The organism is Kocuria sp. CPCC 205260 (genome assembly GCF_040981045.1).
In the GTDB taxonomy this organism is placed as follows: Bacteria; Actinomycetota; Actinomycetes; order Actinomycetales; family Micrococcaceae; genus Kocuria; species Kocuria palustris.
Window position 1 is genome coordinate 49,060 of the sequence record NZ_JAVKPT010000007.1, and the last position, 13,240, is coordinate 62,299.

A 13,240-nucleotide genomic window follows, 5' to 3' on the forward strand; every position below is an offset into this window, starting at 1 on the left:
GCGGGCTGGGGCCTGGCGCAGCACCGTCACCGCGCTGCGAACAGGCACGAGCCCGGATCTGAGGCGAGCAGCCCCCGCTGCCCGAGCGGGCGGCGGGGGCTGGCTCAGCGCATCAGGCCGGCAGCCGCTCAGAAGGCGGCGTCCGCCGGGGCCTTCTCGGAGTCGCCGCCCAGCGGGGCATCGATGCCCGCGGTGGCGATCGCCTCCTGGTCGACCTCCTCGTTCGGGTCCTCGACGATGCCGAGCTTGACCAGCAGGCGCTGCTCGATCTCCTCGGCCAGCTCCGGGTTGTCCTTGAGGAACCGGCGCGAGTTCTCCTTGCCCTGACCGAGCTGGTCGCCCTCGTACGTGTACCAGGCACCGGACTTCTTGACGATGCCCTGCTCCACGCCCAGGTCGATCAGGCCGCCCTCGGTGGAGATGCCCTGGCCGTAGAGGATGTCGAACTCGGCCTGCTTGAACGGCGGGGCCATCTTGTTCTTGACGATCTTGGCGCGGGTGCGGTTGCCCACGGGGTTCGCACCGTCCTTGAGGGTCTCGATGCGGCGCACGTCCACGCGCACGGAGGCGTAGAACTTCAGCGCCTTGCCGCCCGTGGTGGTCTCCGGCGAGCCGAACATGACGCCGATCTTCTCGCGCAGCTGGTTGATGAAGATCGCGGTGGTGTTCGAATGGGACAGGCGACCGGTGATCTTGCGCAGCGCCTGCGACATCAGGCGGGCCTGCAGGCCCACGTGCGAATCGCCCATCTCACCCTCGATCTCCGCCTTGGGCACCAGCGCCGCCACGGAATCCACCACGACGATGTCGATCGAGCCGGAGCCGACCAGCATGTCCATGATCTCGAGCGCCTGCTCGCCGGTGTCCGGCTGGGAGACCAGGAGGTTGTCGATGTCCACGCCGAGCTTCTGGGCGTAGACCGGGTCCAGGGCGTGCTCGGCATCGATGAAGGCCGCGATGCCGCCGGCGCGCTGGACGCTGGCCACCGCGTGCAGGGCCACCGTGGTCTTGCCGGAGGACTCCGGGCCGTAGATCTCCACGACGCGTCCGCGCGGGAAGCCGCCGGTGCCGAGGGCCACGTCCAGGGCGATCGAGCCGGTGGGGATGACCTCCACCTTCTGCGCCGGGCGCTCGCCCAGCTTCATGACCGAGCCCTTGCCGTAGCTCTTGTCGATCTGGGCCAGGACGGTCTCGAGCGCCTGCTCGCGGTCCGAGCCGCCGGAGGCAGCCGAAGCTGCGGACTTCTTGGGAGCCATCATTCACCTCGCGTGGATCGTGGGGGCGGGTCCGCTCGATGAGGGGCCCGACGGTGCTGCTGCGCACCAACGTATGGACGGGGTCCGACAGCACAAGACGGACCGTGGGGGCTGCCGATCAGCCGCCCCGAAGGGGCCTGCGACCAGCAGCTGTGGAGCCTGCGGGGCCCGCCGGCGCCGCCTCAGCACACCGAGATGCGGCCGGAGGCGGCGACCCTGCGGGCGCAGGCCCCACAATAGCCGATTCGAACACCTCTTCGAATGCAGCGGACCTGCGCGTGTCGCGACGGGTCCGCTTCAGGAGCGCGGCTCCTGGTCCGGCCCCCACTGCCGGGACTCGGGGACCTGCTGCTCGCGGCACAGCGCGAACCAGACGAGCTTGGGATCCTCGCCGTCGGCCAGCGCCTGCTCGGCGGTTCGGTGGCCGAGCTCCCCCAGCACGGTGTCGCGCACCAGGATCCGGCCCTGCGCCTGTCCGAACTCGTGGACGACCATCTCGTTGAACCTGCTCACGCGCATGCGGGCGATCGCTCCTCTTCAGATCGGATCCGAGCCGGACAGCCGACGGGCCCGGCACGACGCAGGGCCCGGCGCCGTTGTCGGCACCGGGCCCTGCAGCTGGTCATGGGGCGGCGACCAGTCGGGTCGCCGCGGGAGGCGCTGGGCCTCAGGAGGCCTGGACGGTCCCCGCGAAGCTCGAGCCGAACTCCTCGTGCAGCTCCGCCGGCACCGTGTCCGGGGCGAAGTTGCCCTCGAGCTCGGCGATGCGATCGGCGACCTCGCGCAGCATGGCCGACACGGGGATGTCGAGTGCGGCGCAGATCGAGGCGAGCAGCTCGGAGGACGCCTCCTTCTGCCCGCGCTCCACCTCCGACAGGTAGCCGAGCGATACGCGTGCGGAGTGGGAGACCTCGCGCAGCGTGCGGCCCTGACGCTGGCGGACCGAACGCAGGACCTCACCGATCTCCTGACGCAGCACGACGGGCCGGGACTGCGCGGCCTCCGCCTCCGTCGTCGAAGTCTGGTCCATGTCCTTCCAGCGAATGATTCCGTTGACGGACACAGGGGTCTTGGTGGTGGTGATGATGTGGCTCCTCGGTCGTGCGGAGGACGAGGCCTCCGCGTTGTCCGAACCGGTCGGCGACCGGGCCCGGATGGCCCTCTCTGGGCCGTCGGTGGGTGCAACCGCCGACAGGACTCCATTGTTCCGTGCTCGACGGCCGTTCGGCTAGGAGTTCACTGGGAGGCGCCCAGGACCTCCACGAGCATCTCCAGGGCGGCCCGCACGCTCAGGCGGCGGATCTGCTCCCGATCGCCCTCGAGCCGCAGCAGCCGGGAGCTGAGCCCGCGAGGACCGGCGGCACCGAGCCACACCGTCCCCACGGGCTGCCCGTCGTGCGGCTCCGGCCCGGCCACTCCGGTGGTGGACACGGCGACGTCGATGCCCAGCGCGGTCCGCGCGCCGGAAGCCATCGCCTCGGCCACCTCGGCGCTGACGGCCCCGGTGCGCTCGAGCAGCTCGGCCTCCACGCCCAGCACGCGCTGCTTGACCGCGTGCGAGTACGAGACCACCGAGCCCTCGAAGGCCGCCGAGGCCCCGGGGACGGAGACGATCGCGGCGGCCAGGGCGCCCCCGGTCAGCGACTCGGCGGTGCCCAGGCTCAGCCCGGCCGCCGAGGCCGCGCGCACCGCACGGGAGGCCAGCGGTTCGACGGTCTCCTCGGCCAGAGCCTCATCGGCCCCCGACGGACGCGCGCCGTCCGCGGCGGTGCCGCTCGTCGTGTTCGCCGTGTCCACGGGCGATTCCCTGGGATCGCTCATCAGCTGTTGTCCACGGGCTTGCCGGCCGCCAGGGAATCGCGGCGCAGCTGGTACGCCTTCACCACGTAGTCCACGCCGGTGACCACGGTGACGATCGTGGCCAGGCCCATGAAGAACCAGCCGATCCAGGGCCACCACGGACCCACCACGGGAACGAGCGGGATGAGCAGGAACAGCAGCGCGATGGTCTGCAGGACGGTCTTGAGCTTGCCGCCCTTCGAGGCGGCCATCACGCCGTAGCGGATCACGGCGAAGCGCATGACGGTGATGCCCCACTCGCGGACCAGGATCACGATCGTGACCCACCACCACAGCTCGCCCATGGCCGACAGGACGATGAAGGCGGCCCCCGTGAGCAGCTTGTCCGCGATCGGATCGGCGATCTTGCCGAACGAGGTGATCAGCCCGCGGGCGCGGGCGATGTCGCCGTCGAGCTTGTCGGTGAACATGGCCAGGCCGAACACGCCCACGGCCGCCCAGCGCCACCCCAGCGAGGCCTCGCCGAACGAGCCGCCCAGCACGGCGAACCACACGAAGAACGGGACCATGACGATCCGCAGCGTGGTCAGCGCATTGGGCAGGTTCCAGTTGGACGGAGCGGGGCGTCCGCCCTGATCGGCCGCTGCGGTCATGAAGTGCTCCTGTCCTGCGGCGCGCGATGCGCCGCGTCGGTCTGCGTGCGATGAGGCCTCCGGTGCGTCGTCGTCGCGGACGGCACAGCGCCGGAGGCTCGGCTCAGCGGCCGGTGAGCTGCCAGGCGTCCTGGCTGGACTCCTCGTCCGCGTCGTCGTAGTACTCGGCGGCGGCCTCGACGTCCGAGTCGTCCAGGGCGTCGGCGCCGGAGGACGCGATCTCACCGGAGCCGCCGGTGCCCTGATGCGGATGCGCCGGGGCGGGCTCGGCCGCGGTGGGGGGATCCTCGCCGCGGATGACGGCCAGGGTGGCGGCCAGGTCGTCCGGACCCACCAGGACGTCGCGGGCCTTGGAGCCCTCTGACGGGCCCACCACCCCGCGGGACTCCATCAGGTCCATGAGCCGTCCGGCCTTGGCGAAGCCCACGCGCAGCTTGCGCTGCAGCATGGAGGTCGAGCCGAACTGCGTGGTGACCACGAGCTCGACCGCCTGCAGCAGGACGTCCAGATCGTCCCCGATGTCCTCGTCGATCTGCTTCTTGGGCTGCTCCTGGATGACGTCGTCGCGGTAGTGCGTCTGCATCTGCGACTTCACGTGCTCGACGACGTCGTGGATCTCGGACTCCGCGACCCACGCGCCCTGCACGCGCATGGGCTTGGAGGCGCCCATGGGCAGGAACAGGGCGTCGCCCTGTCCGATCAGCTTCTCCGCACCGGGCTGGTCCAGGACCACGCGGGAATCCGTGACCGAGGAGGTCGCGAACGCCATGCGCGAGGGCACGTTGGCCTTGATCAGGCCCGTGACCACATCCACCGACGGGCGCTGGGTGGCCAGCACCAGGTGGATGCCGGCCGCGCGCGCCAGCTGGGTGATGCGCACGATCGAGTCCTCGACATCGCGAGGGGCGACCATCATCAGGTCCGCGAGCTCGTCCACGATCACCAGCAGGTACGGGTACGGGCGGATGACGCGCTTGGAGCCCGGCTCGGGCTGGACCTTGCCCGCGCGCACGCCCTTGTTGAAGTCGTCGATGTGCTTGTAGCCGTAGCGCGAGAGGTCGTCGTAGCGGGCATCCATCTCCCGCACGACCCACTGCAGCGCCTCGGCGGCCTTCTTGGGGTTCGTGATGATCGGGGTGATCAGGTGCGGCACGCCCTCGTAGGCGGTCAGCTCCACGCGCTTGGGGTCGACCATCACCAGGCGGACCTCATCCGGGGTGGCCCGCATGAGCAGCGAGACGATCATGGAGTTCACGAACGACGACTTGCCCGCGCCGGTGGCACCGGCCACGAGCATGTGCGGCATCTTGGCCAGGTTCGCCACGACGAAGCCGCCCTCGACGTCCTTGCCCACGCCCATGACCATGGGGTGATCGTTCTTGCGCGCGGCCTGCGAGCGCAGGACGTCGCCCAGGGCGACGGTCTCGCGGTCGGTGTTCGGGATCTCGATGCCGATGGCGGACTTGCCGGGGATCGGCGAGAGGATGCGCACGTCCGCCGAGGCGACCGCGTAGGAGATGTTCTTGGACAGCGCCGTGACGCGCTCGACCTTGGTGCCGGCACCCAGCTCGATCTCGTAGCGAGTGACCGTGGGGCCTCGGGAGAACCCGGTGACCTCGGCGTCGACCTTGAACTGCTCCAGGACGCTGGTCAGCGCGGCCACGACGGCGTCGTTGGCCTCCGAGCGCTCCTTGGACGGCGGCCCCAGCACGAGCGAGGACGGGTCCGGCAGCGTGTAGGCGACATCGCCCTCGAGCTGCAGCTGCTCGGTGCGCGCCGGGATGGGCTCGACCGGAGTCTCCGCCCGGCGCACGACCGCTCGGCCCATGACGGGCTCGTGCTCGTCGACGCCCTGGTCGTCCACGAGCGCGGAGGAGCCGGAGCCGGCCGCGGTGTCCGAGGCGGCGGAGGCCGCCGCGCCGCCGGGCTCGAGTCCCTGCTCCGCCAGCAGCCTGCGCGCGGCCTGCTGATCGCGGGTGGGGCGCTTCTGCCCCGGACGCGGGCGCTCCTCCTGGGAAGCGGCAGCCGCGGCCGAGGAATCCTCCTGGGGGCTCGGCGCCTCTCCGGACTCGACGTCGTAGACGAAGCTCTCACCCGTGTCCCGCGCCGCTGGGCGACGGCCCGAGCGGCGGGGCTGCTGCTCGGCCTCCTGCCCCTCGGAACCGTCCGGCAGCACGGCCGTCTCGAAGGCCTCGTCGCCGTGGTAGGAGTCCAGCTCGGCTCGGCGCTGCGCGTCCTGCTTCTCCTGCCGCTTGCGAGCTCGCCGGGCCGCACGGGACTCGGGCTCGGCCTGGCGGTCATCGAGGTAGGAGCGGTCGTGCTCCTGCGCCGAGAGGTCGGTGCCCGCACGCCTGTGGGGCTCCGGCTCCCCCACCAGGGTCCGCCAGGCTGCGCCCAGGCGCGGGCCGATCTGCGACAGCGGGGTCCCGGTGATGATCAGGACGCAGATCGCCAGCAGCAGCGCGCAGACGATCGCGGCGCCCACGGGCGTGATGACCCCGCCCAGCGGGCCGGCCATCAGGTAGCCGATGGCTCCGCCGGCGGTGAGGCGGGCCTGGAAGGAATCTGCGACGCCCGGCGAGCCGCCCAGCACGTGGGCGATCCCGCTGGCCGCCAGCAGCGCCAGGCTCAGGCCCAGCGCGATCCGGTTGTTCGGCGGGGTGGGCACGGGACGGCGGAAGATCCGCAGGGCGAAGCCGCCCAGAGCCAGCGGCAGCACGAGAGCCGCCCAGCCGATCAGCCCGGCGACCACCACGTGGATGCCCGAGGCGGCGGCACCCAGCACGGGCACGCCGGAGTCGTAGAGGCTCCACCACTCGACCACGGCGATCGCCGCGGCCAGGCACAGCAGCACCAGGGCTCCGCCGTCGCGACGGTCCTGGGGCTCCATATCGGTGCGCACGGTGCCGATGCGGCGCACGGCGCCGCCGACCAGGTGGGCGCCCCACAGCCAGAGCCCGAGGAGGGCATCGAGGATGCGCTCGCCGGCGCCGGGGCCTGCTGCGCGGGAGCTGGAGGACGTGGCGCGGGGGGACTTGGAGGATCCGCTCTTGGGCCTGGAGCCAGAGCCGCGCGACGTCGAGGCGCCCTTGCGGGCGGGGGAAGTACGAGTCGCCATGGCCCCCAGGGTAGTCGACGGCCCGCAGACGATGGCTCGTCTGCGGGCCGCGGTGTGGCCTGACCGCCCGGTGATCACGGGGCGGCGGCCGGGATCAGCTTCGGTCGGCCTCCAGCACGACCGGGACGATCATGGGCTTGCGGCGCAGCTTGCGCCCCACCCACGGGCCGATCGTGCGGCGCACCGTCTGCTGCAGCTGGTGCGTGGTGTGCTCGCGCTTGTCCTTGAGCGCGTCCTCGATCGCGGCGGTGATCTTGGGCTTGATCTCGTCGAACACGCGATCGTTCTCGGCCACGCCGCGGGCGTGGACGTCCGGGCCGGTGACGACGGACTTGGACTTGCGGTCGATCACGACGACGATCGAGACGAAGCCCTCCTCGCCGAGCACGATGCGGTCCTGGAGGTCGTCCTCGGTGATCATGCCGACCGACGAGCCGTCGACGTAGACGAACTTGATGTCGCGGCGCCCGGCGATGCGCGCCCGGCCCTGCTTCATATCCACGCTGGTGCCGTTCTCGATCAGCAGCACGCTCTCCGGCGGCACGCCGGTGGCCTCGGCGAGCTCGCCGTTGGCCATGAGATGGCGGACCTCGCCGTGCACCGGCATGACCTGCTCGGGCTCGACGATGTTGTAGCAGTACAGCAGCTCGCCAGCCGAGGCGTGCCCGGAGACGTGGACCTTGGCGTTGGACTTGTGCACCACATGAGCGCCCATGCGCATGAGGCTGTTGATGATGCGGAACACGGAGTTCTCGTTGCCCGGGATCAGCGATGAGGCGAGGATGACGGTGTCGCCCTCCTGCAGCTGCACCCGGTGATCGCCGCGGGCCATGCGCGACAGCGCCGCCATGGGCTCGCCCTGGGAGCCGGTGCACATCACGACGATCTCGTCGTCGCGGTAGTTGTCGATCTTCTTCTGATCGACCAGCACGCCCTTGGGCACGTCCAGGTAGCCGAGCTCCTCGGCGATGCCCATGTTGCGCACCATGGACCGGCCCATCAGCACGACCTTGCGGTTGGCCGCGACGGCGGCGTCGAGCACCTGCTGCACGCGATGGACGTGCGAGGAGAACGACGCGACGACGACCTTCTGGGTCGACTTGGCGATGACGCCGGAGAGCACCGGCCCGATGTCCTTCTCGGTGGGCGTGAAGCCCGGGACCTCGGCGTTGGTCGAGTCGGTCAGGAACAGGTCCACGCCCTCCTCGCCCAGGCGGGCGAAGTGGCGCAGGTCGGTGATGCGACCGTCGAGAGGAAGCTGGTCCATCTTGAAGTCGCCCGTGTGCAGCACCGTGCCGCCCTTGGTCCGCATGAAAACGGCCAGGGCGTCCGGAATGGAGTGGTTCACGGCGACGAACTCGCACTCGAACTCGCCCAGCTTCTCCACCTGGCCCTCGCGGACGGTGAGCATGAACGGCTTGATGCGGTGCTCCTGCAGCTTGGCCTCCACCAGGGCCAGGGTCAGCTGCGAGCCGAGCAGGGGGATGTCCGGGCGGCGCTTGAGCAGGTACGGGATCGCGCCGATGTGGTCCTCGTGGCCGTGCGTCAGCACGACCGCGACGACGTCGTCCAGGCGGTCCTCGATCTGGGAGATGTCCGGCAGGATCAGATCCACGCCGGGCTGGTGCTCCTCGGGGAAGAGCACGCCGCAGTCGACGATCAGCAGCTGGCCGTTGATTTCGAACACGGTCATGTTGCGTCCGACCTCGCCCAGGCCGCCCAGCGGGGTGACTCTCAGGGTGTCCTTGGACAGGGACGGCGGTGCCTTCAGGTCTTCGATCCAGTGGACCATGTGACCCCTTTCATGTGCGGTTGTCAGCGCGATCTCGCGCTGCTGGTCATTCAGTTGTTCATGTCATGGGTCCGCGCTCCGCCGCCCGAGGACGGGGCGGTGCGGAGCGCGGTTCGCCGACAGGCTGCGCCGTCGACTCGCTGCAGCGCAGCGGCAGGCACGGCTCAGGCGCCGATCGTGTCCTGGACGACGCTGCCCTCCAGGTCAGCGCGCATGACGGCGAGCTCGTCCTGGGTGGCCTCGACGTACGGCAGGCGCACGGTGTGCCCGGGCAGCATGCCCTGCCAGTGCAGGATCTGCTTGGCGGCCACCGCGCCGGGCACGTGAGTCATGGTCGCGCGGACCACGGGCTCCAGCTCGTAGGCCAGGCCGCGGGCCGTGGCCAGGTCATCGCTGCGCATGGCATCGATCATCCGGCGGAAGCGCGGGGTGTCCACGTGCGAGGTCACGCCGACCAGGCCCACGGCGCCGATGGCCATCCACGGGACGGTCAGGCCGTCGTCGCCGGAGTAGAACAGCAGATCGGACTCGGCCATGACGCGCGTGGCCTCCGTGAGATCCGCCTTGGCGTCCTTGACCGCGACGATTCTGGGGTGCTCGCCCAGCCGGATCAGCGTGTCCGCCGACAGTGGGATGCCCGTGCGGCCGGGGATGTCGTAGAGCATGATCGGCAGCTCGACGGAGTCGGCGACCTTCTCGAAATGCGCGACGACGCCGGCCTGCGTGGGCTTGTTGTAGTACGGGGTGACGATCAGCAGCCCGTCCATGCCGGCCTTCTGGGCCTGCTCGGACAGGTGCATGGTGTGCGCGGTGTCGTTGGACCCCGCACCGGCCACCAGGGCGGCCCGATCGCCGACGGCCTCGCGCACGGCGCGGAAGACCGCCTCGTGCTCGTCGTCCGTCATGGTCGAGTACTCCCCGGTGGTGCCGCCGACCACCAGGCCGTCACAGCCCTGGTCCACCAGGCGCTGCGCGAGCGCTGCGGTGGAGTCCAGATCCACGGAACCATCGGTGCGGAACGGAGTCACCATGGCGGTGAGCAGGGTTCCGAACAGGGGCTTGTCGTGGTGCGCAGTCATGCGACCAGCCTACCGTCTCCGTCAGTCACCGGTGCTGGCAGGGCCGCGCGGGGCGCGCCCTCGCGACAGGGCCACGGCATCGCGCATGCACCGGCGTGCGCGCGCAGTGTCCCCCGAGGCGCTGTAGGCCAGGCCGAGCCGGTACCAGCTTCGCCAGTCCCCGGGCGCGGCTTCGGCCTCCTGCGCCCAGCGCTCGAAGTCCTTGTCTGCGGCCTCGCGCACGATCCGCCCGCTGGGGCGCCGCGGCAGGTCCTCGGGCAGTCCGCCCTCCGCCTCCAGACGACGGCCGAGGCCCTCTAACCGGGAGCCGAAGACGACCTCGCGGACCAGCGCCCACACGCCGAGCACGGGCAGGAGGATCATCCCGATCGCCAGCAGCTTGGAGACCAGCACGTCCGAGCTCAGCAGGATCCACGCCCGCTGCAGGCTCAGTCCCAGATACAGGGCCAGCAGCGCTGCCATGATCGCGGCCAGCGCCTTGCCCTGGGCGCGAGCCTCGAGCAGCGTGAACACGCCCGCGAAGGCCACGACCACCAGGATCCAGACCTTGGACGCGCTCGGCAGCGGGAGCAGAAGCAGGCTCAGCAGCGCTGCGACGAGCACCACCCAGCCCAGCCGCCGCAGCGGACTCCGCGACTGCCGGACGTCCTCGGCGCTCACGCGTCCAGGTCCAGGTAGCCGTCGAGCCCGTGGGTCAGCCCCGGGCGCTGCCCGACGGTGCGCACGCCCAGCAGCACGCCGGACATGAAGGACACGCGGTCGAACGAGTCGTGGCGGATGCTCAGCTGCTCCCCCACGGAGCCCAGCAGCGTCTCCTGGTGCGCGACCAGTCCGCGCAGGCGCACCGAGTGGACGTGGATGCCGTCCACGACGCCCCCGCGAGCGCCCGTGGGATCGGTCTGGGTGGCATCCGGGGAGACGGGCACACCGGCCTCCTCCCGCTCGGCGGCCATCAGCGCGGCCGTCCGCGCCGCGGTGCCCGACGGGGCGTCGACCTTGTCCGGGTGATGCAGCTCCACGATCTCTGCCGATTCGAAGAACCGAGCCGCCTGAGCCGAGAAGCGCATGGCCAGCACCGCGCCGATCGAGAAGTTCGGGGCGATCAGCACGCCCACCTCCGGGTGCTCGCCCAGCAGCTGCTCCAGGCGGGCCAGCTTCTCGTCGTCCCATCCGGTCGTGCCCACGACGCAGTGGATGCCGTGCTCCACGCCGAAGCGGACGTTGTCCTCCGAGGCCGCGGGCACCGTCAGGTCGATCAGGACATCCGCCTGCGCGTCCACGATCCCCTGCAGGCTGTCGCTGTGATCGATGGCCGCCACGAGGTCCAGTCCCTCGGCGGCCTCGACGGCCTTGACGGCCTCCGAGCCCATGCGCCCGTGGGCGCCCAGGACGGCCACGCGCAGTCCGCTCGCAGTGTTCTCGCTCATGCTGTGCTCCTTCGCTGCGCCGCCGATCGGCGGCTCGGATGGTGATCGTCCCGCATGCCGTGCGGGCGGGCGCCTGGCCGGGGGCTCACTGCCCGTCGGGGGGCTGCACGACCTGCACGACGGCGGGGCCCTCCGCGAGCTCGGCGGCCAGGCGCTGGACGTCCTGCGCGGTCACGGAGCGGACCCGGTTCATGGTCTCCTCGAGATCCACGAACTCGCCGATGCCCAGCTCCGCCGAGCCCAGGCGGCTCATGCGCGAACCGGAGTCCTCCAGCGCCATGACGGTCCCGCCGGCCAGCTGCCCGACGACCTTGGCCAGCTCGCGCTCCCCCGGGCCGTCGGCGGCCAGCTCCTGGAGCTGGGCCTGCATCAGCTCCAGCACCTCGTCGGTGCGCGCGGGCGCGCAGCCGGCGTACATCCCGAAGTATCCCGCATCCGAGTAGGAGCCGGAGAAGGAGAACGTGCTGTAGGCCAGCCCGCGCTTCTCCCGGATCTCCTGGAACAGCCGCGAGGACATGCCCCCGCCCAGCGCGGCGTTGAGCACGGTCATGACGTAACGGCGCTCGTCGCCGGTGACCAGGCCGGGGCGCCCGATCACCACATTGGACTGCTCGACCGGGCGGTGCAGCAGGTGACGGCCCCACTCGGGGCTCAGCTGTGCCAGGCCGTCGGGCTGCCCCGAACGACGGGCCCGCGGACGGCCGGGAGCCTCGGGGTCCCAGCCGGCGCGGGCCAGGCGCTCGCGCACCTCCTCGACCACGCGGTCGTGATCCAGGCCGCCGGCGGCGGTGACCACGAGGTTCTCCGGGCGGTAGTGCTCCTGCCAGTGCTCGAGCACGCGCTGGCGGGCCACCCCGGTGATCTCCTCGGGCGTGCCCCCGATGGGGCGCGAGAGCGGGTTGCCGTGCAGAACGTGCTCGACGAAGTGCTCGAAGGCCACGTCCGTGGGGTCGTCCTGGTCCATGGCCAGCTCCTCGAGGATGACCCCGCGCTCGCGCTCGAGCTCATCGGTCTCCAGCAGCGGCGCGGTGACCATGTCCGCGAGGACGTCGATCGCCATGGGCAGGTCCTCGGAGAGCACCCGCGCGTAGTAGCACGTGGACTCCTTGGCCGTGGCGGCGTTCGACTCGCCGCCGACCTCGTCGAAGGCCTCCGCGATCTGCAGCGCGCTGCGCCGGGCGGTCCCCTTGAACAGCAGGTGCTCGAGGAAGTGCGTGGAGCCCAGGTGACCGGGCCGCTCGTCGCGCGAGCCCACCCCCACCCAGAAGCCCACGGAGGCAGAGAGCAGCCCGGGCATGGACTCGGTGAGGATCCGCACGCCGTTGGGCAGGACGGTGCGGCGCACGGCGGCACCGCCGTCGCCGGACCAGACCAGCTCGGGCGAGTGCGTACCGGCGGGGTCCGGCGGGCGCAGCTCCAGCGCATACGACATGTGGGGGCTCGACTCCTGACGGCGATGAGGGATGGCCCCGGGGGCCGCAGCCGCGGCTCCTCTCGGGAACCCGTCGAGTCTAGGACCAGGCTCTCGGGGCGGCCAACTGCCGGCTCAGCCCTCGATCTCGGTCCGGGACCCCGATCTGGGGGCCCGGATGAACAGGGAGAGCACCACGCAGACCACGTCCAGCGGCAGACGGCGCAGGGCCCCACATTGCGCAGCCTGGCCAGACCCAGCAGGCCCGAGGCGGCCACCAGGGTCATGGTCACCGCCATCATCAGGGGCAGCACCACGGCCGTGCCCGCGGCCTGGAAGTGCCGGTCGAGCAGCAGGACCCCGAACCACGGCGCCAGCGCGGCCAGCAGGGTGCCGAGCAGGAACGCGGCGACGGCGACGATGAAGACCGCCCGGGTCGAGAACCGCTCGAGCCTCCAGCCCGTGGTGGGCATGACGACGGCCATCGTCAGCATGAAGCCGGTGAGCAGCCACTGGGCGGTGGCCGCGGAGACGTGGAACTCGCCCCGTCCTGAGGCGGACGGCTGTCTGAGGTGTGTGCGGACAAGGCATTCGCTTCCATGTGCGGAAGGCGCCGACAAGGGGATACGGTTCGTTGCCTCAGCATCAGGCCCGCCTCGACCGTACCCCGGATCCCGAGTCCGCACGCCGCCCGCAGACATGCC

General features: G+C 71.2%; 11 protein-coding genes and 1 pseudogene. All 12 read right to left on the reverse strand.

The features are described 5' to 3' along the window. Positions 1-128 precede the first annotated feature (128 nt). Positions 129-1,256 (reverse strand): recombinase RecA, encoded by a 1,128-nt coding sequence (recA, locus tag RF645_RS10860; RefSeq protein WP_058872323.1) that lies wholly within the window; start codon positions 1,254-1,256, stop codon positions 129-131. A gap of 297 nt (positions 1,257-1,553) precedes the next feature. Further along, positions 1,554-1,775 carry a DUF3046 domain-containing protein gene (locus tag RF645_RS10865; protein WP_006214502.1) on the reverse strand — a complete coding sequence of 74 codons (222 nt, stop codon included), beginning with the start codon at positions 1,773-1,775 and terminating at the stop codon, positions 1,554-1,556. 148 nt (positions 1,776-1,923) lie between these two features. Beyond that, complete coding sequence (locus RF645_RS10870) at positions 1,924-2,286, reverse strand: helix-turn-helix domain-containing protein (RefSeq protein ID WP_058872322.1); 363 nt, start codon at positions 2,284-2,286, stop codon at positions 1,924-1,926. A 206-nt stretch (positions 2,287-2,492) separates the two neighbouring features. Then, positions 2,493-3,077: a CinA family protein gene (locus RF645_RS10875; protein ID WP_235586842.1), complete on the reverse strand. Its 585-nt coding sequence runs from the start codon at positions 3,075-3,077 to the stop codon at positions 2,493-2,495. Beyond that, positions 3,077-3,709 (reverse strand): CDP-diacylglycerol--glycerol-3-phosphate 3-phosphatidyltransferase, encoded by a 633-nt coding sequence (gene pgsA / locus RF645_RS10880; RefSeq protein WP_058872296.1) that lies wholly within the window; start codon positions 3,707-3,709, stop codon positions 3,077-3,079. Before pgsA ends, RF645_RS10875 begins: the two co-directional genes overlap by 1 nt. 103 nt (positions 3,710-3,812) lie before the next feature. After that, on the reverse strand, positions 3,813-6,827 hold the full coding sequence (locus tag RF645_RS10885; RefSeq protein WP_058872295.1) for a DNA translocase FtsK: 3,015 nt from the start codon (positions 6,825-6,827) through the stop codon (positions 3,813-3,815). Between the two features lie 94 nt (positions 6,828-6,921). Beyond that, positions 6,922-8,619, reverse strand: a complete 1,698-nt coding sequence (locus RF645_RS10890; RefSeq protein WP_006214496.1) for a ribonuclease J — start codon at positions 8,617-8,619, stop codon at positions 6,922-6,924. A 164-nt stretch (positions 8,620-8,783) separates the two neighbouring features. Continuing rightward, complete coding sequence (dapA, locus tag RF645_RS10895) at positions 8,784-9,698, reverse strand: 4-hydroxy-tetrahydrodipicolinate synthase (RefSeq protein ID WP_058872294.1); 915 nt, start codon at positions 9,696-9,698, stop codon at positions 8,784-8,786. 21 nt (positions 9,699-9,719) lie between these two features. Beyond that, positions 9,720-10,358 (reverse strand): tetratricopeptide repeat protein, encoded by a 639-nt coding sequence (locus RF645_RS10900; RefSeq protein WP_058872293.1) that lies wholly within the window; start codon positions 10,356-10,358, stop codon positions 9,720-9,722. Continuing rightward, entirely contained in the window at positions 10,355-11,125 is a 771-nt protein-coding gene (gene dapB, locus RF645_RS10905; RefSeq protein WP_058872292.1) for a 4-hydroxy-tetrahydrodipicolinate reductase, read from the reverse strand. The genes RF645_RS10900 and dapB overlap by 4 nt, the downstream gene beginning before the upstream one ends. An 85-nt stretch (positions 11,126-11,210) precedes the next feature. Continuing rightward, positions 11,211-12,557: a pitrilysin family protein gene (locus RF645_RS10910; protein ID WP_058872291.1), complete on the reverse strand. Its 1,347-nt coding sequence runs from the start codon at positions 12,555-12,557 to the stop codon at positions 11,211-11,213. Positions 12,558-12,820: 263 nt separating this feature from the next. Then, positions 12,821-13,237 (reverse strand): annotated as a pseudogene (locus RF645_RS10915) (MFS transporter); the annotation flags it as partial. Positions 13,238-13,240 lie beyond the last annotated feature (3 nt).